17 protein-coding genes are annotated in these 19,003 nt (G+C 36.8%); 9 read left to right on the top strand and 8 right to left on the bottom strand.

Features of this window, described 5'->3' with window-relative positions; translation table 11 throughout:
* The first annotated feature begins 47 nt into the window (after positions 1–47).
* Positions 48–1,157, top strand: a complete 1,110-nt coding sequence (locus ACFSKV_RS17955) for an amidohydrolase family protein (RefSeq protein WP_380806430.1) — start codon at positions 48–50, stop codon at positions 1,155–1,157.
* A gap of 18 nt (positions 1,158–1,175) precedes the next feature.
* Here the strand turns inward: ACFSKV_RS17955 and ACFSKV_RS17950 are convergent, their stop codons facing one another.
* The 5 genes from ACFSKV_RS17950 to mltG form a co-directional block, all read right to left on the bottom strand.
* Positions 1,176–2,375, bottom strand: coding sequence for an acetate/propionate family kinase (locus ACFSKV_RS17950; RefSeq protein ID WP_380805935.1), 1,200 nt, complete (start codon positions 2,373–2,375; stop codon positions 1,176–1,178).
* Between the two features lie 57 nt (positions 2,376–2,432).
* The gene (pta, locus tag ACFSKV_RS17945) at positions 2,433–4,532 is read right to left on the bottom strand and encodes a phosphate acetyltransferase (RefSeq protein WP_380805932.1); all 2,100 of its coding nucleotides are present in this window, start codon (positions 4,530–4,532) and stop codon (positions 2,433–2,435) included.
* Positions 4,533–4,618: 86 nt separating this feature from the next.
* Positions 4,619–5,569 carry a YihY/virulence factor BrkB family protein gene (locus tag ACFSKV_RS17940; RefSeq protein WP_380805930.1) on the bottom strand — a complete coding sequence of 317 codons (951 nt, stop codon included), beginning with the start codon at positions 5,567–5,569 and terminating at the stop codon, positions 4,619–4,621.
* An 11-nt stretch (positions 5,570–5,580) separates the two neighbouring features.
* Positions 5,581–5,988 carry an acyl-CoA thioesterase gene (locus ACFSKV_RS17935; protein ID WP_380805927.1) on the bottom strand — a complete coding sequence of 136 codons (408 nt, stop codon included), beginning with the start codon at positions 5,986–5,988 and terminating at the stop codon, positions 5,581–5,583.
* Position 5,989: 1 nt separating this feature from the next.
* Positions 5,990–7,033, bottom strand: coding sequence for an endolytic transglycosylase MltG (mltG, locus tag ACFSKV_RS17930; protein ID WP_380805924.1), 1,044 nt, complete (start codon positions 7,031–7,033; stop codon positions 5,990–5,992).
* Positions 7,034–7,109: 76 nt separating this feature from the next.
* On the opposite strand from mltG, the gene ACFSKV_RS17925 reads away from it, so the two are divergent.
* The 6 genes from ACFSKV_RS17925 to ctlX all read left to right on the top strand — a co-directional run bounded on the left by ACFSKV_RS17925 (position 7,110) and on the right by ctlX (position 13,607).
* Positions 7,110–7,523 carry a (deoxy)nucleoside triphosphate pyrophosphohydrolase gene (locus ACFSKV_RS17925; protein ID WP_380805922.1) on the top strand — a complete coding sequence of 138 codons (414 nt, stop codon included), beginning with the start codon at positions 7,110–7,112 and terminating at the stop codon, positions 7,521–7,523.
* A 188-nt stretch (positions 7,524–7,711) separates the two neighbouring features.
* Positions 7,712–8,341 (top strand): L-threonylcarbamoyladenylate synthase, encoded by a 630-nt coding sequence (locus tag ACFSKV_RS17920; protein WP_380805919.1) that lies wholly within the window; start codon positions 7,712–7,714, stop codon positions 8,339–8,341.
* Between the two features lie 36 nt (positions 8,342–8,377).
* Positions 8,378–8,995 carry a WbqC family protein gene (locus ACFSKV_RS17915; protein ID WP_380805917.1) on the top strand — a complete coding sequence of 206 codons (618 nt, stop codon included), beginning with the start codon at positions 8,378–8,380 and terminating at the stop codon, positions 8,993–8,995.
* An 85-nt stretch (positions 8,996–9,080) separates the two neighbouring features.
* Positions 9,081–11,615 (top strand): ATP-dependent Clp protease ATP-binding subunit, encoded by a 2,535-nt coding sequence (locus tag ACFSKV_RS17910; protein WP_380805915.1) that lies wholly within the window; start codon positions 9,081–9,083, stop codon positions 11,613–11,615.
* A gap of 114 nt (positions 11,616–11,729) precedes the next feature.
* On the top strand, positions 11,730–12,644 hold the full coding sequence (locus ACFSKV_RS17905; RefSeq protein ID WP_380805912.1) for a hypothetical protein: 915 nt from the start codon (positions 11,730–11,732) through the stop codon (positions 12,642–12,644).
* 27 nt (positions 12,645–12,671) lie between these two features.
* Positions 12,672–13,607, top strand: coding sequence for a citrulline utilization hydrolase CtlX (gene ctlX, locus ACFSKV_RS17900; protein ID WP_380805910.1), 936 nt, complete (start codon positions 12,672–12,674; stop codon positions 13,605–13,607).
* Here the strand turns inward: ctlX and ACFSKV_RS17895 are convergent.
* Positions 13,599–15,161 (bottom strand): SulP family inorganic anion transporter, encoded by a 1,563-nt coding sequence (locus ACFSKV_RS17895; RefSeq protein ID WP_380805907.1) that lies wholly within the window; start codon positions 15,159–15,161, stop codon positions 13,599–13,601. The genes ctlX and ACFSKV_RS17895 overlap by 9 nt on opposite strands.
* A 168-nt stretch (positions 15,162–15,329) precedes the next feature.
* The gene (gene purB / locus ACFSKV_RS17890) at positions 15,330–16,676 is read right to left on the bottom strand and encodes an adenylosuccinate lyase (protein ID WP_380805905.1); all 1,347 of its coding nucleotides are present in this window, start codon (positions 16,674–16,676) and stop codon (positions 15,330–15,332) included.
* A 288-nt stretch (positions 16,677–16,964) separates the two neighbouring features.
* Here purB and ACFSKV_RS17885 point away from each other — a divergent pair, with 288 nt between their 5' ends.
* Together ACFSKV_RS17885 and ACFSKV_RS17880 are read left to right on the top strand one after the other, a co-directional pair.
* Entirely contained in the window at positions 16,965–18,071 is a 1,107-nt protein-coding gene (locus ACFSKV_RS17885) for a 2Fe-2S iron-sulfur cluster-binding protein (RefSeq protein ID WP_380805903.1), read from the top strand.
* 29 nt (positions 18,072–18,100) lie between these two features.
* The gene (locus ACFSKV_RS17880) at positions 18,101–18,568 is read left to right on the top strand and encodes a hypothetical protein (RefSeq protein ID WP_380805900.1); all 468 of its coding nucleotides are present in this window, start codon (positions 18,101–18,103) and stop codon (positions 18,566–18,568) included.
* Between the two features lie 109 nt (positions 18,569–18,677).
* Here the strand turns inward: ACFSKV_RS17880 and ACFSKV_RS17875 are convergent, their stop codons facing one another.
* Positions 18,678–18,992: a HesB/IscA family protein gene (locus ACFSKV_RS17875; protein WP_380805898.1), complete on the bottom strand. Its 315-nt coding sequence runs from the start codon at positions 18,990–18,992 to the stop codon at positions 18,678–18,680.
* Between the last annotated feature and the right edge of the window lie 11 nt (positions 18,993–19,003).

Genomic DNA, 19,003 nt, shown 5'->3' with positions numbered 1-19,003 from the left:
TGATATTTATGAAAAATTCCCTGTGCCTTGGATCAGGATTTGCTTTTATGAGATTCTTTTTGATTTTTCCTCTGGTAATTTTTTACGGTACGCTTCTTTCCCAGGAAATGAGTTTCGAGGATTACAATCCTCCTTCCACCCTTGTTGTACCGCAAAATCCCGTGTATAGGGCCAAATTCCCATTCATTGATGTGCATAGTCACCAGTGGAACGTTAGTCAGGAGACCGTCAACCGATTGGTTGGTGAAATGGATGAGATAAACATGGCAGTAATGGTTAATTTAAGCGGAAGAGGTTTTGCAAGGTCAGGGAATGATGAGGAAGCCAAAGCTTATATGTATGCTATGATTAGAAGGTTTAATGGTATTGCTCCTGGACGATTTATAGTATTCACCAATCTTTCATTCACAGATTTCGGTTCAAAAGGATGGATTGAAAAAGCTGTTAATGATTTGGAAGAGGATGTAAAAAATGGCGCGAACGGTCTAAAGATTTACAAAAGTCTTGGGTTTTCCGTTAAAGATATACATGGACAGAGGGTTCCTGTAAACCATCCTGATTTAGATCCGGTATGGGCTAAGGCAGGAGAATTAGGGATTCCTGTTTTGATTCATTCAGCTGATCCGGCTCCATTTTGGCAACCCTTGGACGCCAATAATGAGAGATGGTTGGAATTGAAGTTAAATCCGGGAAGAAAAAGAAGTGATACTGACCCTGCTCCTTTTGAGCAGATCATTGCCGAGCAGCATGATGTATTTGCAAAGCATCCCAAAACTACCTTTATCAATGCCCATATGGGCTGGATGGCGAATGATCTGGATAAAGCAGAGGCACATCTTCAAAAATACCCCAATGTATATTTTGGGATTGGTGCAGTAATTGCAGAATTCGGAAGGCAGCCCAAGCGTGCCAATGCTTTTTTTACCAAATACCAGGACAGGGTTCTTTTTGGTAAAGATTCGTATAATAAAGAAGAATTTTATACTTACTTCAGAGTTTTGGAAACAGAAGATGAATACTTTCCATATTATAAAAAGTACCATGCTTTTTGGAGCATGTACGGTTTAGGTCTATCTGATGAAGTATTGAAAAAATTGTATTATAAGAATGCTATCAAAATAATACCAAATATCGATAAGAGCTTATTTCCGGATTGAAATGGAAAAAACGTAGATTCAATCTTTTAGCAGAGAATATGTTTGCTGGCCTATTTCTAATTCTTCATTTGTGGGAATGACCAAAATTTTAACTTTGGAACCGTATGTGTTAATTTCTCTTAAGTGATTACCTGGCAATGAATTTTTATTTTTGTCTAGTTCCATGCCAAAAAAGCCCATGTCACAGCAAACAGCTTCTCTCATTTGGATGTCATTTTCACCTATTCCTGCAGTAAATACAATGGCATCCAGTCCTTTCAAAACAGCAGAAAAATTACCAATATATTTTTGAATTCTATAGGCATAAAGGTCATATGCCAGTTTAGCATCCTGGTTTCCTTCTAATATGGCCTGCTTCACATCTCTCATGTCACTGAATCCACATAATCCCAGTAATCCACTTTTTTTATTTAAAATGTCATTGACCTCCTTAGGGTCATAGCCTCTTTCATTGATCAAATGGAAAATGATGGATGGATCTACATCTCCGGCCCTGGTTCCCATGACCAATCCACCCATAGGTCCCAATCCCATACTGGTGTCCACCGATTTTCCTGAATCAATAGCAGTCATACTACTTCCATTTCCCAAATGAATAGTAATGATTTTTGCCTTTGGATTTCCCAAGTATTGGATAGCTTTTTTAGAAACATATTGATGACTGGTTCCATGGAAACCATAAGCACGGATCCCCATCTCAGTATACATTTCCTTTGGAATGGCGAATCTATAGGAAAGCGCAGGCATGGTTTGATGAAAAGCTGTGTCAAAAACTGCTACCTGTTTGGCTTTTGGGAATACCCTTTCAGCTACGGTGATTCCCAAAAGATTTGGTGGATTGTGTAAGGGTGCAATTGCAAAAAGCTCTTTGATTTTTGTTTTCACCTCATTATTGATCAATGTGGTGGATGCAAATTGTTCTCCCCCATGAACTACCCTATGGCCAATGGCCTCTACTTCATTGGTGTTTTTGATAACCCCTTTTTCTGAATCTGTAAGCAACTGAGTGACTTTCAATAGACCTTCTTCATGATCTTTGACAGTTTCATCAAGTTTCAGTTTGTCTTCAGTTTGACCTCTAAAAATTTTATGGGTAATGGTAGAGCCTTCTAACCCTATCCTGTCAACTAAACCGCTACATAGCGGCTTATCATTTGGCATTTCAAAAAGCTGGTATTTTAGAGAGCTGCTCCCTGAATTCAATACTAATATTTTCATAGAATTAATTTTCTTTGCCCTTGATTGCGACTTTTATTTTCAGGTTAAAGACGGAATTCAATCTTCCTGAGCCTGGATAGCAGTGATTACTACGGTATTGAAAATATCATCCACGGTACATCCTCTACTTAAATCATTTACCGGTTTGTTGAGACCTTGAAGCATTGGTCCAATGGCTATTGCCCCTGTTTCCCTTTGAACTGCTTTATAAGTGTTATTTCCTGTGTTAAGATCAGGAAATACCAAAACAGTCGCCTTTCCGGCCACTTCTGAACCAGGCATTTTTTGCTGGCCGGTGATGGGGTCAACTGCAGCATCATATTGAATAGGGCCTTCCACTTTAATATCCGGTCTTTTGGATTTGACAATATCAGTAGCTTTACGTACTTTCTCTACATCTTCGCCTGTTCCTGACTCCCCGGAAGAATAGGACAACATAGCCACTCTAGGTTCAATTCCGAATTTTTTGCTTGTTTCCGCAGAGGAAATAGCAATTTCTGCCAATTCTTCGGCCGTAGGATCAATATTGATGGCACAGTCTCCAAAAATAGTGACTCTATCTGGAAGACACATGAAGAAAATGGAGGAAACCAAGGAGATTCCAGGCTTGGTTTTTACAAACTGAAGTGCGGGCCTTATAGTATGCGCGGTGGTATGGATAGCACCTGAAACCATACCATCAGCATGCCCCTTGTAAACCATCATGGTTCCAAAGTAAGCAACGTCTGTCATTAAATCTTTTGCCACTTCCAAAGGCATGTTTTTACCTCTCCTCAATTCAAAAAGTGTTTGAACATAGTCATCAAACAAAGGAGAATCCTGAGGATTAATGATATGGCAGTTTTCCTGGGTCATACACAATCCCATACGACTGATATTGGTCATGATTTCATTTACATCTCCTAATAAAGTGATGTCAACAATTCCCTGCTTAAGCAGTCTATCTGCAGCTTTCAGCACCCTTTCATCTTTTCCTTCTGGCAGAACTATATGTTTTTTCCGATTTTTTGCCCAGCTTACCAATTGGTATTGGAACATTCTAGGGGTCATTCCAACAGGTTTAAATGCTGCGATTTCTTTTTCAAGTGACTGAATATCAGTATATTTCCTAAAAGTATTAATTGCAATATTGATTTTGTCCGCGTTTTCTGAAGAAATTTTTGAATGTATGCCTGCGACCTTGGTAGCAGCATAAAAAGAAGGTTCCTCAACCCTTAAAACCGGCACCATGGTGTTGGATCCTTCTATCAGACGAATTACAGATTCAGCGATATCGAATCCTCCAGTTGTGACAATTCCTGCAATTTTTGGATAATTTTTGGAGAGGTTTGCTTGTAGGGAGGCTAATATGATATCCGCTCGGTCACCTGGAGTTACAATCAATACATTTTGAACGATATGGTTTAAAAAGTTAGGAACCTGCATTGCTCCAAAAATGAAGTGATCAGCCCTGTTTGACAAAAATTTTTCTCCAAATAATACCTTGGCACCTAAATGATCTTTTACTTCCTTCAATGTAGGACTTTTCAGTTCAATGATCTTTGGAATGACACTGAGGATTATATTTTTCTTAAGCTGTGGTTTGAGCAATTTTCTGATTTCATCCACTTCCGAAGGTTCAACCTTATTTAAAACTATCGCTATTACCCTTACTTTTCTCTGCAGAAAATTCTGAAGGGTTACCAGGATTGAATTAAGGATTTGCGGTATGGTTTTTCCATCTCCTGATGAAACTATTATGACGGGAGTACCCAGATTTTTTGCAATTGTTGCGTTTGCATCAAATTCAAAAGCTGTTCCTTCTCCCAAAAAATCACTTCCTTCAATAATTGTAAAGTCAAATTCCTCCTCAAGGCTTTTATATTTGCTGATAATGGTATCGATAATTTCCCCCTGAAATCCAGACTCCACCAAATGATTGGCTTCTTCTCTTGTATAGGCAAAAGCCTTTTCATATTGGATGGGTAGTTTGAAATGATTGATCAAAGTGTCAATATGAGGATCCCTTTTTATTTCCGGTTTATCATTAATGATAGGTTTGAAATATCCTATTTTTTGGGTTTTTCCTAACAAAATATCCACAAGTCCTAATGAAACAATTGACTTTCCGCTAAATGGTTGCGCTGTGGCAATAAAAATGCTTTTATTGGTTTCCATACAAATTCAGATTAAAATATTGGACAAAATTAAAGACAACTAAGCGTAGTTGACTTGATTTTTACTCCGACAAAACATGACTTTTATCATATTTTGTTTGCAAGTTTTTCTGTGATCATCCTTCGTTCAGCAGCTTTATCCAAACTGACATTTATTTCAAAACAAATCAGAATAATCAAAGAGGTTATAAAAAGCCACAACATAACTGCGATCATTGCACCTATTGATCCATAAAGTTTATTGTAGGTTGCAAAATTGTTCAAATAAAAAGAGAAAAGATAGAAACTGAAGTTTATCAAAACGCCAGCAGTAATAGAACCTGCTGAAAAGAAATGCCATTTATCATGTACCGCAGGTGCAAACCTAAAGATATAAGCAGTGGCAAGAGTAAAAACAGATAAAAGGACAATAAACCTGAAAAAAGACAACATGTAATAATAAAGTGAGCTAGACACAATTTCCCATTCAGAAATAGAATACAGGATACTACTTCCGAAAATCATAATTACAACTGCTCCGCAAATGGCCAAAACAAGGATCATAACTATGCTGACAGCAATAAATCTTGTAGTCCAAAAAGAGCGGTTTTCCTTTGTCCTATACACTGCATTAAAGGCATTCATCATTGAAACCACTCCATTTGTGGACAGAAATAATGCAAGAAAAAATCCAATAGAAAGTAAGCTTTGCCGTGGTTTGCTCACAATATCCATGATGGTTGCTTCTGCTTCCTTGTAAATGCTGGCAGGAATGATTTCACCGATAAATAAAAGGATATTTTGAGTGGTTACATTTGAAAAAAACAAACCTATATAAGGGATCATATTTAACAGGAAAAGCAACAAGGGAAACATGGCCACGGTAAAGCTAAATGCCATGGCGCCAGCCCTTTCACTGATCTCATCTTTTCGAATTTGTTCCATAAAAATTTTCCCCACATCATAAAGGTTTTGGTCTGGGTTTCCAAAATGGAATTTCCTCAAAAGCTTTGCTCTACGGGTAAATTTTATAGAAAATAATCGAATCCTTTTTTTCACTTAAAAGTAGATTATTGAAAATATGGTCGTAATAAATCTAGTAAATATTGCGGAGGTCTACAGGGGCGGTGGTTTTCTTTTTTCAAAAAAGTTAAAGTTGTCCAACCTTTGGTAATTAATTCACCAAGTTCATTGATTACTTCATATTCAAATTTTATACGTATTCCAGGAAGTTCTGGAATCTTGGTTTTAATGGTCAGTAACTCATCATATTTTCCCGGTTTCAAAAATTGACTATGGAGTTCAAGCACAGGCATAATAATTCCATCCTCTTCCATTTGTTTGTAGGAAAAGCCTGCGGTCCTCAATGCTTCAACCCTTGCCACTTCAAAATACATGGCATAATTTCCATAATAAACATAAGCCATTTGATCGGTTTCGGCATATCGGACACGAATAGAGGTTTCTGCTTGGAACATACTAATAGATTTTAGCTTTATTTAATGCATTTTGATATCTTCTCGCATTATTCAAATGATCATTTAAATTGGTGGCAAAGGCATGATATCCGGAAAAATCTTCCTTCGCACAGAAATAAAGAAATTGGTGGTTTTCAAAATTCAAAACAGCATCAATTGCCGAAATTTCAGGAAGGTTGATTGGACCGGGAGGTAAACCGGTATATTTGTAGGTATTATAAGGGCTATTTATTTCTTTGTGTACGTTCAGAACCCTTTTAATAGTGAAATCTCCAACCGCAAAAACCAAGGTAGGGTCAGCTTGAAGAGGCATATTGATCCTAAGTCTGTTCATATAAACACCAGCTACCCTAGCTCTTTCATCTGCTTTTTGGGTTTCTGCCTGTACAATTGAGGCAAGTGTTGAGACTTCAATTTGATTCAAACCTATATTTTTTGCTTTTTCTTTTCTTGCCTCAGTCCAAAAGCTTTCATATTCTCTGTACATTCTGTCAAACAAGTTTTCTGCACTGGTATTCCACCAAAATTCATATGTGTTTGGAATAAACATGGACATGACCGTTTCTTCCTCAAAACCAAACTTCCTGATATAAACAGAGTCCATTAACAGTTCCTTGAATTGACTTTCATTTATTTCGAGGTTTTTAGTGATTTTTTCAGCAAGATCAGACTTAGTTCTTACATTATTGAAAGTCACTTTAACAGGAGTCTGGTTACCCGAACGTAGCAACCTGATTAAATTTAAATTATTTGTTTTTACAGGAATGGTGTACAATCCGGGTTTTATTGCTTCCTGGTATTTTAATACTTTGGCCACAAAACTGAAAGTAATCAGATCATTGATTACTTCATTGGTATACAAACTGTCCGAAACCTGTTGGAAAGTTGCATTACTGGGAATTCTCAACATATAAGGATCCTTTTGATCAACCAATGCATTAGGGCTGAAGAATGCCTGATAAAAGTAAAAAGACAGGGAAGTCAGCAAAACTGAGAAAGTAATGATGACAATGAGGTAGATTTTTGTTTTTTTGTCTTCGAACATAATAATTGTCCTTATCAATAAGAGTAACGGCAAAAATAGGGATTTTTGTTTAGGGGGCTAATATTCCTTTGAATCTATGGTAAAACGTATCCGAGTAACCTGTGCAATTATTTTGGAAGAAGGAAAAGTTCTATCTGCCCAAAGAAGTGAAGTAATGGCTTTACCCTTGAAATGGGAATTTCCGGGAGGTAAAATTGAAGAAAATGAAAGTCCGGAGGAATGTTTAATCAGGGAAATCAAGGAGGAACTGAATTTGGAAATAGAAATCATAGAACGTTTTCAAAGTAATATTCATAGCTATTCTCCCGAAAAAGAAATTGAACTCATCCCTTTTCTTTGTAGGTCATTAGGTGGTAATTTGGTTTTGAAAGAACACCTTAATGTGGTCTGGGAGGACGTTGGAAACCTAAAATTACTTGATTGGGCAGAAGCTGATATACCCATTTTAAATTTTTTTATTGAATGGTTTTATCATAAGGGTTTATGTTAAATGTTAGTAATCAGATTATTGATTTTTGATAAAAATTTTAACGCTGTTTAAAATATTCTTTTTTATTTTGACTTGTGCAATTGGCCCGTTAACTTCGGTTATCATTTAGTTTATTTTGGATTCCGGTAAAAGGGGAAAAAAACAAGTTAAAAAATTTAAGGGCTTTGGGTTGTTGCCCAACGGGAATTATGGCTGCAGAATTTATAAAAATATATCCTGAAAATCCTGAAACAAGGAAGATTCAACATATAGTGGATGTATTAAGAGATGGGGGAGTAATCATTTACCCTACCGACACTGTATATGGAATGGGCTGTGATATACATAACCAAAGGGCAGTGGAAAGGATTGCTCAAATAAAAGGGATAAAGGTTAAAAAGCACAATTTCTCATTCATTTGCTATGATCTCAGCAACATTTCCGAATATACCAGAGCCTTGAGCACCCCGGTTTTTAAGGTAATGAAAAAAGCCCTTCCTGGACCATACACCTTTATTTTGGAGGCAAACAATCAGGTTCCCAAAATTCTAAACAGCAATAAAAAAACGGTTGGCATCAGGGTTCCTGATCATTCTATTCCAAGATTATTGGTTAAGGAGCTTGGTTCTCCCATTTTGACTACATCGATTCATGATGAGGATGAGGTGATTGAATATAGTACAGATCCTGAACTTATATTTGAGAAATATCGGGATTTGGTAGATATAGTAATAGATGGAGGATATGGTAAAAACGTTGCTTCTACTGTTTTAGATTGTACTGGAAACGATATTGAAATCGTTAGGGAGGGTTTGGGATCACTTGAAGATATACTTTGAATTGTTAGAAGTAAAGAAATTTATCGGGTTTCTCTAATGGCGATATTTACGGAATTATTTTATCTTCCATCATTGGAATATTTTACTGCAATTTTAGGTCATGAAGAAGTCTTCTTGGATAGTGGGGAAAGATATCAAAAGCAGACCTACAGGAATAGGACTAGAATCCGCATGGCCAATAAAATTGAAACGCTTTCCGTCCCTGTTTTGGGAGGAAACAAAAAGGTGGCCTACAAGGATATTAAAATAGATTATAGCCAAAAATGGAAAAATGTTCATTTGAGAGGTATAATTTCGGCTTATGGAAAAGCACCATTTTTTGAATATTTTTTTCCTTATTTGGATAGGGTTTATGGGAAGAATTTAACTTATTTGTTTGATTTAAATTTTGAATTACTGACAGTTTGTCTTAGATTACTCCAACTCAATGTCAGACTTACCATTAGTAATGATAATGGGCAAATTGGGCCAAAAGAAGATATTCGGGGGATTTTAGATGCTAAACAAAGTTTTTCTGAAAGGAGTTTTTATAATCCCCAACCCTATATTCAGCTTTTTGGCGTAGACTTTGCACCAGACCTTAGCGTGGTCGATCTACTTTTTTGTGAAGGAAATGAGGCAAAAAACATTCTTCAGGCTTCTCAAAAAAAATGATTGAACAATCGTTAAAAGGATTGTGTTTTTAAAACAAATTCGGTAACATTAGTACAGATTTCAAAAAAATTCAGAAAGGAAATAAATGGAAGCAAAATTTTCAAACAGAGTTAAAGAGGTGATCTCCCTCAGCCGAGAAGAAGCTTTACGGTTGGGGCATGATTACATTGGTACTGAGCACCTCTTGTTGGGAATGATTCGCGAAGGGGAAGGAGTGGCTGTTTCCATACTTAAAAAACTTGGGGTTCCTTTGGAAGAACTTAGAAATTCCATTGAAAGAGCGGTTAAAGGAACGGCCAACCACAATGTTAAAAACCTGGCTAATATTCCTTTGACCAGGCAATCAGAAAAGGTATTGAAAATCACTTACCTCGAGGCAAAAATATTCAAAAGCCAATTAATCGGAACAGAACATTTGTTGCTATCGATTTTAAGAGATGAGGACAACATAGCAACTCAAATACTGCACAAGTTTGATACTAATTATGATTCCGTAAAAGAGATGTTGGAATTTCAAACCGATACAGGACCAAGGTCCAAAGCAGAAGCAGATGATCCTGATGAAGATGGATCAAAGCTTTTCGGATCATCATCTGGAAGTGGTTCTTCAGGGAGTCCTACCAAGAGTGCCGGAGAAAAGTCCAGAACGCCCGTATTGGATAACTTTGGAAGGGACTTGACCAAGATGGCAGAAGAAGATAAGTTGGATCCGATTATCGGAAGAGAAAAAGAGATCGAACGTGTTGCTCAAATTCTTTCAAGAAGAAAGAAAAACAACCCGATCCTAATCGGAGAACCAGGTGTAGGTAAAACAGCAATTGCAGAAGGTCTAGCCTTAAGGATTGTACAGAAGAAAGTTTCCAGGGTACTATTTAATAAAAGAGTAGTTACATTGGATCTAGCATCCTTGGTAGCAGGAACCAAATACAGGGGGCAGTTTGAGGAAAGGATGAAAGCAGTAATGAATGAATTGGAAAAATCCCCCAATGTGATCCTTTTTATAGATGAGCTTCACACTATTGTGGGTGCTGGAGGCGCAAGTGGATCATTGGATGCTTCCAATATGTTTAAACCTGCCTTAGCCAGGGGTGAAATACAATGTATTGGTGCGACCACACTGGATGAGTACAGGCAATATATAGAAAAAGATGGAGCTTTGGCCAGAAGGTTTCAAATGGTGATGGTTGATGCTACTTCTCCGGAAGAGACCATTCAAATCTTGAATAACATCAAGGATAAGTATGAAGATCATCATAATGTGATTTATACTCCTGAAGCAATAGATGCCTGTGTTAAATTATCAGACCGCTACATTTCTGACCGTTTCCTTCCAGATAAAGCCATTGATATTTTGGATGAAGCAGGAGCTAGGGTCCATATAAACAATATTCATGTCCCTGAAGAGATTCTCAAACTTGAAGAGGAGGTTGAAAAGATAAAAGTTGAAAAAAACAGGGTAGTCAAAAGTCAGAAATATGAAGAGGCTGCCCAGTTAAGGGATAAGGAGAAAAAATTACTGGAGCAGTTAGATTCTGCCAAATTAAAATGGGAAGAGGAAAGTAAGACAAAGCGATATGTTGTGGAGGAGGATAATGTAGCAGAAGTAATTGCTATGATGACCGGTATTCCTGCCAAAAGGATAGCACAAAATGAAGGGGCGAAACTTCTAAATATGAAAGAAGAACTTTCTTCAAAGGTTATCGGCCAGGAAGAAGCCATTAAAAAGCTTACCAAAGCTATTCAAAGAACCAGAGTAGGATTAAAGGATCCTAAAAAGCCCATTGGGTCATTTATCTTCTTGGGCCCCACAGGAGTTGGTAAAACAGAGCTGGCGAAAATGCTAGCAACTTACTTATTTGATAAAGAAGATGCACTGATTAGGATCGATATGTCCGAATATATGGAGAAATTCAGTGTGTCAAGATTGGTTGGAGCGCCTCCAGGATATGTTGGATACGAAGAGGGTGGTCAGCTTACTGAAAAAGTGAGAAGAAAGCCATATTCTGTTGTCTTATTGGATGAAATTGAAAAGGCGCACCCAGATGTGTTCAATATTTTATTGCAGGTATTGGACGATGGTATTCTTACAGATGGACTGGGAAGAAGAGTAGACTTCAGAAATACCATCATTATCATGACCTCGAATATTGGGGTTAGGGATTTGAAGGATTTTGGAGCCGGTATTGGATTTGCATCTAAATCCAAACAACAGAGTATGGATGATGTGATGAAATCCACCATTCAAAGTGCTTTGAAAAAGGCATTCAGTCCTGAATTCCTAAATAGATTGGATGATGTTGTGGTGTTTAATTCTCTTGACAAAGAACACATCCACAAAATAATTGATATCAGCCTTGGTAAATTGTTCAAAAGAATAACTGATTTAGGCTATAAAATCAAATTAACAGACAAGGCAAAAGATTTTCTTGCAGAAAAAGGCTATGACCAGCAATACGGTGCGAGGCCTCTAAATAGGGCTATACAGAAATATCTTGAAGATGCCTTGGCTGAAGAAATCCTGAAGGGGGAATTATCTGAAGGTGATATCATCATGGCAGATTATTCAGGGGAAGGAGATGAACTGACCATAACGGTTGATAAAAAAGAAAAAGCCGAGTAAAGTTGTAAATCACCTGAAAATAGGAGAAGCTGTCCTTAAAATGGACAGCTTTTTTTTTAACAATCCTTAACTATTAGTTTGAAAATTAGGTTTATAATTTGCTTGATTCCAAATATGAACTATATAACCTCCTCTATATTCAAAGCAATATTGATTTTTCTTACCATTCCTTTGGTACTTTCCCAAAAGATTCCCCAGACAAGAGTTCTTCCCTTGATACCGGATTATCAGGATTCTTTATTTTCAGGCCCCAAGCCATTAGGGAGATTGGAAAACAAGAAAATTGATGAGGCAAGTGGCTTGGCATTCTCCAGAACTCATCCCGGTATTTTATATACTCACAATGACAGTGGGGGAGAACCTTCTGTGTATCTCATTGACACTTTAGGAAAAGATTGGGGTAAAATTATTTTATCTGGCGTAAAAAACAGGGATTGGGAAGATATAGCTATTGGGCCTGGACCTGACCCAATGATCAACTATATATATGTGGGAGAAATCGGTGATAATAATGGGGAATATGATCATGTCAAGATTTACCGTTTTCCTGAACCAAAAGAGATTGAAGAAAAAATGGTTGTCAAACCGGAAATCTTGAAATTGTATTATCCTGAAGGACCTAGGGATGCGGAAACTTTGATGATAGACCCAATAACTCAGGATATTTTTATTTTATCTAAAAGAGATAGTTTGAATATTTTATATAAAGCCCCTCAAGATGCCTTCAAGGCCAAAAAATTTGAATTGGAAAAAGTATTGGAATTGCCCTTCACCATGTCGGTAGCAGCTGATATTTCAAAGGATGGATCACAGATCATCATTAAAAATTATTTTACAGTTTATTATTGGCAAAGGCATGAAAATGAAAGTATTCCTAAAGCACTTTCCAGAAAGGCCCAGATTCTTCCCTATAAGCCGGAACCTCAGGGAGAATCTATAACATTTCATCCATCTGGGAAAAGCTATTATACGCTAAGTGAAAAAAGGTTCAATATTGATCCTGTCTTATACCGGTATGATAAAAAATAACTAATTTGCTATGGAAAATTAATGTACATGCCCGAGCAAACTACCTCAACTTTATTAATGGTACGTCCTGCCAATTTTGGTTTCAATCCTGAAACCGCATCCAATAATTTTTATCAAATCAATGATGAAAGGAAGCCTTCTGAAATCAATCATTTGGCTCAGAGGGAATTCGACCAATTTGTTGAACTGTTATTGGGAAAAGGTATTCAGGTGCTGGTTGCTGAGGATACAGATGAACCCAAAAAAACAGATGCAGTATTTCCTAATAATTGGTTCACTACACATGAAGATGGAAAATTGCTGCTTTATCCTATGTTTTCTCCAAATAGGAGATTGGAGAGAAGGAAAGATTTGATTGAAATGTTGATGAAGAGGGGATTTAGGATTTCAGAAATTGTAGATATGACTTTTTTTGAGAAAGACGGACAGTATTTGGAAGGTACAGGAAGTTTAATTTTAGATAGGAGCAATAAGATTGCCTATGCCTGCCGTTCAGAAAGGACACACGAGGTTCCATTAAACTATTTTGGAAGAATTATGGGCTATGAAATTATCGACTTTGAGGCAAGCCAGTTGGTTGGAAATGTTATTTCTCCAATTTACCATACCAATGTGATGATGCATGTAGGAAGTGAATTAGCAGTAGTTTGCCTTGACAGTATTCCATTGGCAACAGAGAAACTCAAAGTTCAGGAATACCTTGAAAAAACCGGCAAAAAAATAATTCCTATATCCACTAAGCAAAAATTTTCTTTTGCTGGGAATATGTTAGAAGTCAAAAATAAAGATGGGGAGAAATATACCGTAATGTCAGATGCGGCATACCTGTCATTAAGCCATGCCCAGATACAGACTTTTGGAAGATTTACAGAAATTATCGCTCCAAAAATTCCTACCATTGAAAAAATTGGTGGGGGAAGTGCCAGGTGTATGATGGCCGAAATTTTTCTCCCGTCAATGTAGACTACTGGTCTTTATTGACTTGATTTTAATAGTATCTACTTCAATATTTCTATTTGGAGCATTGGTTTTGAAGTTTTCTATTACCTCCAAAACATCATAATCAATTATTTTGGATTTTGATCCATCAATAATGACATGTTTCCCATCCGGGATTTCTTCTAAAGTCTTTATTAATGCTCCTTTATTTAGGAAACTGACTTCCTCAGACAAAGTGATTTTGATAGAATCACCGCTTTCTTTAAAGCCGGATTCCATGAGGTGTGAATTTTGTAAATTTCTGAGTAAGATATATACAATTGCAACTCCCATACCTAAACCAATTCCAATTAGAAGGTCAAATACCACAATACCAATGATGGTGATTAAAAAAGGTAAAAATTGATCCCATCCCAATTTGGCTTGGGTTTTGAAAAGAGAAATTTTAGCCAACTTATATCCGACCTGTAATAGGATAGCTGCCAAACAGGCCACAGGGATCAAATTTAAAATGCCTGGAATGAGCATGACACTTCCAAAAAGAAGAATTCCATGGAAAATGGCTGAAAACTTTGTTCTCGCTCCAGAACTTACATTTGCTGAACTTCTTACTATTACCGCAGTTACAGGCAATCCTCCTATTAATCCATTGGCCATATTGCCAATTCCCTGAGCCAATAACTCTTTATTTGGAGGTGAAATCCTTTTAAAAGGGTCAATTTTATCTGCAGCTTCCAAACTGAGTAGTGTCTCTAAACTTGCAATAATTCCAATGGTAAATGCGGCCAACCAAAGGTCACTGTTTCCAATTTGAGAGAAATCAGGAAAGGTAAACAGGTTGATAAACCCTTCGAAAGAACTCACTTGGGGAAGAACAACCTTATCTTCAATATCTAGGTATAATTTGGGGACAAAATACTTGAAGAATTTATTGATACCTACACCCATCACTACCACGATCAATGGCGCAGGAATGGTTTTTAGTATTTTACTTTTTTTGATAAATGATTTTTCCCAAAGGAACAGTATAAAAATGGATGCTGAGGTAATGATGATTGCCCCGATATCAAATTCTTTGGTAAGGTTTCTGAGATCCATAACTGCTCCAATGTCATTAACAAAAGGAATGTATTGGGCCAGGTCCTGCGATTCATTTACTCCAAAGGCATAGGGTATCTGTTTGATAATAAGAATGATGCCAATTCCTGCCAACATTCCTTTGATCACTGAAGTAGGAAAATAATAGCCAATAACCCCTGCTTTCAGTATTCCCAGAAATACCTGTAGGGCACCTGCCAGAACAACCGCAGAGAGAAATATTTCAAAAGATCCCAGTTCGTCAATGGAATTAAGAACAATTACTGTAAGCCCCGCTGCAGGCCCTGAAACAGAGGTATGTGATCCTGAAAGGGAGCCAACCACTACTCCCCCTATAATGCCAGCAATTATTCCGGAAAAGAGCGGAGCTCCTGATGCTAATGCAATTCCTAAGCAAAGGGGAAGAGCCACAAGAAACACAACTAAACCTGCGGGCAAGTCATTGCTTAAATAAGAAAATATGGATATTTTTTGACGCATAGGTGGATGATTGCTGGGTTTATTTTATTTCGGTAATTGAAAACCGATTTTCATTATCTTAAAAATAAAATATTTGTTGAACTTTGGATTCCCTTTTAAAAAATAAATGAACAAAAAAACCGCACAGTAATTTGCCTATGCGGTTTTTTTGGGGGAAATAGCCGGAGATTAAAGAATTCCTGTGTAATTAAAAGGGCTAATTTTTTTTAATTCTTCTTTCAAATCATTGGAGATATCCAACTTTTCTATGAAATTTTTGATAGAAGATTCAGTGATTTTTTCATTTGTTCTTGTCAGATCCTTAAGAGCCTCATAAGGATTTGGATAAGCCTCCCTTCTCAAAATAGTTTGAATCGCCTCGGCTACTACCGCCCAATTATCTTCAAGATCTTCATCGATAGCTGCTTTATTAAGTTCCAATTTTCCTAATCCTTTGGCTAAAGATTCAAGTGAAATGAGCATATGTGCCAAAGGTACCCCTATTACCCTGAGCACTGTACTGTCTGTAAGATCTCTTTGTAATCTACTGATGGGTAATTTAGCAGCTAAGTGCTCCAGAAGCGCATTGGCTATTCCAAGGTTGCCTTCTGCATTTTCAAAATCAATGGGATTGACTTTGTGGGGCATGGCAGAGGAACCTACTTCTCCGGCTTTTATTTTCTGCTTAAAATAATTCATGGAGACATATTGCCAGATATCTTTGGAAAAATCCAGAAGGATGGTATTTATTCTTTTTAGACCATCAAAACATGCTGCAAGATTGTCGTAATGTTCAATTTGAGTGGTCGGATAGCTTCTTTCCAATTTCAGGTATGTAGCCACAAAATTGTTGGCAAAACTGTTCCAATCAAATCCGGGATATGCCACATGGTGTGCATTTAAATTACCTGTTGCTCCTCCAAATTTTGCTGAAAAAGGGACTTGATCCAATAATTTCATTTGGTTTTCAAGACGTACTGTAAAAACCTGCATTTCTTTTCCCAATCGGGTGGGAGAGGCTGGCTGTCCATGCGTTTTGGCCAACATGGGTATATCTCTCCATTCAAATGCCTGGCTTTTTAGTTTATCTATCACCTCCTGCAAAGCTGGGAAAATGACATTTGCCAATCCTTCTTTTAGCATCAAAGGAGTGGCTGTATTATTGATATCCTGTGAAGTAAGCCCAAAATGAATAAACTCTTTATAGTATTGAAGCCCCAGCTTATCAAACATTTCTTTGATAAAGTACTCGACAGCTTTTACATCATGGTTGGTGGTTTTTTCTATTTCCTTGATTTTTTCAGCATCCGAAACACTGAAGTTGCTGACTATTTGTCTTAAAGCAGCAAATAAATTCCTATCAAAAGACTGAAGCTGGGGTAAAGGAAGCTCACATAAGGCAATGAAATATTCTATTTCTACATGAACTCTGTATTTAATCAGGGCAAATTCAGAAAAATATGCCCTTAGAGGAACAGTTTTGTTTCCATATCTGCCATCTACAGAACCAATAGCAGTCAGGTTTGTCAGCATCATGTTGATTGTATTTTCGTTTGAGCCTGCAATTTAGGTTTAAAGCCTGAAAAACCTGTCTTTATATCTTAATAAAATCCAAAAGAATGGTTGTAGTATTTTGACTTTATTTTAATCCATAGGAATAAATCCAGCATAAAATTAAATTCGTGTTTTTTTAGGAATATGAAACCTGTTTAAGATTTATTTGTTGTTAACAGAGATAATAATTATCCATGGGATGCACAAATTGAAAACCGTGCATTAATTTTGGGTTCGAATAAAAAGCAAATCGTGTAAAAGAAAATTGAAATGTTCAATTTATTTAAAAAGAAAAAAGAAGATAATCATATTGGAGATAAATATTTATCCCTGAAAGTTAGAGAAGTTATCAAAGAGACAGATGACACTGTAAGTATATATTTTGAGCAACCAGAGCCCTTTTTAGAATATAAACCCGGTCAATATTTGACTGTGATACTTGACATTCATGGCAAGGAGGAAAGACGTTCCTATAGTTTATGTACTTCCCCTTACCTGGATCCTCATCCTGGAATTACCGTAAAACGGGTTGATAAGGGTTTGGTTTCAAATTACCTCAATAACCAAATCCGAGCAGGTAAGTCCATTGAAATAATGAAACCTATGGGCAATTTTACCTGTAATTTTCATTCCAAAAACAAAAAACATTTTGTCATGTTAGCTGGGGGGAGTGGAATCACGCCTGTCATCAGTATTCTAAAATCCGTACTGATAAATGAACCCAATTCCAAAGTTACTTTGATCTATTGTAACAGGTCAGAAGACCAGATTATTTTTAAAAAGGCCCTTGAACAATTAGAGGAAAAATACGAAAACAGGTTAATGGTTATCCATAATTTAAGTAAACCTTCTTCCAATTGGACAGGACTTAAAGGTAGATTAGATGCAGCCAAATTAAAGAATACCTTAGAAAGTATACGTTATCCTGAATTGGACCAAACGATGTATTTTGTATGTGGTCCTGAAGGATTGATGGAGACAGCTGTTGCCACTTTGGAGGGTATGGGTATTGATTCCAAATCAATCATTAAGGAAAGTTTTTATACAGATCTTGATGCTAAGGAAGAAGCTCTTAAAACTGCTGGAAAATTGGCTCCTGAGTTATCAAGGGAAATAGATGTGGTTCTTGAGGGAGAAACTTTCCATTTTGAAGTACCTGCAGGAAAAACCATTCTTGAAGCAGGTTTAGATCATGATGTTGACATGCCTTACAGTTGTCAAAGCGGTTTGTGTACAGCTTGCAGGGGAAAGTTGATTTCAGGGAAAGTAGATATGATTGAAGACGCGGGTTTGAGTGCTTCTGAGATTGAGCAGGGATATATTCTTTGCTGTTCATCAAAACCTGCCAGTTCGGACGTGAAAATAATTATCGAATAAAGGATTTGGAAAAAAATAGCCTTAAAAAGATGTATGACAAAATGGAAAGGAATGTGCTAATATTGATAGCCATTCCTATTCCATTTTTTGCCATTGTGTTCTTGTCTTTTCAAAACGGCACTTTAGAATATGATTTCCCAGAGTTACCAGTTTTTTTGGATTATTTTGGAATTGGGTTTGTTTATGCTGCTTTGGGTTATCATTACATAGCTTTTCATTCAGTCATAAATAGGATAAATTCTGGAGAATTTGATCTTGAGAAGAAAATGAAAATGTATTCAAAGGCAACTGTTGATCGTTTTTGGATCCTTTTTGGGTCAGTATTTTTCTGCACTACAGGACTTTTATTGTTTAAAAATTCAGGTTACACCATTGCTTTTGCAATTACTTTGGTTTTTTCATCTCTTGGAAAACCCTCTCCTGACAGAATAATCAGATTGTTGAGATTGAAGGGGGAAGAAAGGGAAAAGATTGAAGAATTAAAAAGAAGAAGTTAATTCAGATTTCCTTCTTCAATCTTCCTATTACCAATACCAAATTCATCTAAGTCATAAAAGGTGAAATAAATATTGGATGGTTAAATATATAATTCCAGTAGGGTTGAATTTACTGATCATGTCTTTTGGGTAGATCGGGATTGACAAATGTAAAACCCCTTGCGTCATTTCCCTCATAGAAATCAACTTCCATACCCATTAAAAACATGTAATGTTTTTTCTCAATGAGGACTGAAATTCCCGATATCTCAAATTGCTCGTCACCATCTTTTGGTTTGTCAAAACCTAATAAATAGGACATTCCACCGCAACCACCCCCTTTCACACCAACTCTTAAAAAGTAATCTTTGGGAATATTTTTGGTGTTGATGATATTTTTTATTTCTTTTTCAGCTTTCTCTGTTATGTTGATCGGTATTAGCATGCCTTTTAAAT

It is taken from the genome of Shivajiella indica (genome assembly GCF_042683085.1).
In the GTDB taxonomy this organism is placed as follows: domain Bacteria; phylum Bacteroidota; class Bacteroidia; order Cytophagales; family Cyclobacteriaceae; genus Shivajiella; species Shivajiella indica.
This window is presented reverse-complemented; position numbering and strand designations above follow the sequence as displayed.

Coding starts and splice junctions, on each gene's coding strand:
- mltG (WP_380805924.1), bottom strand. CDS start 7,033: ATGTTCGAAGACAAAAAAACAAAAATCTACCTCATTGTCATCATTACT.
- purB (WP_380805905.1), bottom strand. CDS start 16,676: ATGATGCTGACAAACCTGACTGCTATTGGTTCTGTAGATGGCAGATAT.
- pta (WP_380805932.1), bottom strand. CDS start 4,532: ATGGAAACCAATAAAAGCATTTTTATTGCCACAGCGCAACCATTTAGC.
- ACFSKV_RS17955 (WP_380806430.1), top strand. CDS start 48: ATGAGATTCTTTTTGATTTTTCCTCTGGTAATTTTTTACGGTACGCTT.
- ACFSKV_RS17895 (WP_380805907.1), bottom strand. CDS start 15,161: ATGCGTCAAAAAATATCCATATTTTCTTATTTAAGCAATGACTTGCCC.
- ACFSKV_RS17875 (WP_380805898.1), bottom strand. CDS start 18,992: ATGCTAATACCGATCAACATAACAGAGAAAGCTGAAAAAGAAATAAAA.
- ACFSKV_RS17910 (WP_380805915.1), top strand. CDS start 9,081: ATGGAAGCAAAATTTTCAAACAGAGTTAAAGAGGTGATCTCCCTCAGC.
- ACFSKV_RS17920 (WP_380805919.1), top strand. CDS start 7,712: ATGGCTGCAGAATTTATAAAAATATATCCTGAAAATCCTGAAACAAGG.
- ACFSKV_RS17915 (WP_380805917.1), top strand. CDS start 8,378: ATGGCGATATTTACGGAATTATTTTATCTTCCATCATTGGAATATTTT.
- ACFSKV_RS17935 (WP_380805927.1), bottom strand. CDS start 5,988: ATGTTCCAAGCAGAAACCTCTATTCGTGTCCGATATGCCGAAACCGAT.
- ACFSKV_RS17885 (WP_380805903.1), top strand. CDS start 16,965: ATGTTCAATTTATTTAAAAAGAAAAAAGAAGATAATCATATTGGAGAT.
- ACFSKV_RS17880 (WP_380805900.1), top strand. CDS start 18,101: ATGTATGACAAAATGGAAAGGAATGTGCTAATATTGATAGCCATTCCT.
- ACFSKV_RS17905 (WP_380805912.1), top strand. CDS start 11,730: ATGAACTATATAACCTCCTCTATATTCAAAGCAATATTGATTTTTCTT.
- ACFSKV_RS17925 (WP_380805922.1), top strand. CDS start 7,110: ATGGTAAAACGTATCCGAGTAACCTGTGCAATTATTTTGGAAGAAGGA.
- ctlX (WP_380805910.1), top strand. CDS start 12,672: ATGCCCGAGCAAACTACCTCAACTTTATTAATGGTACGTCCTGCCAAT.
- ACFSKV_RS17950 (WP_380805935.1), bottom strand. CDS start 2,375: ATGAAAATATTAGTATTGAATTCAGGGAGCAGCTCTCTAAAATACCAG.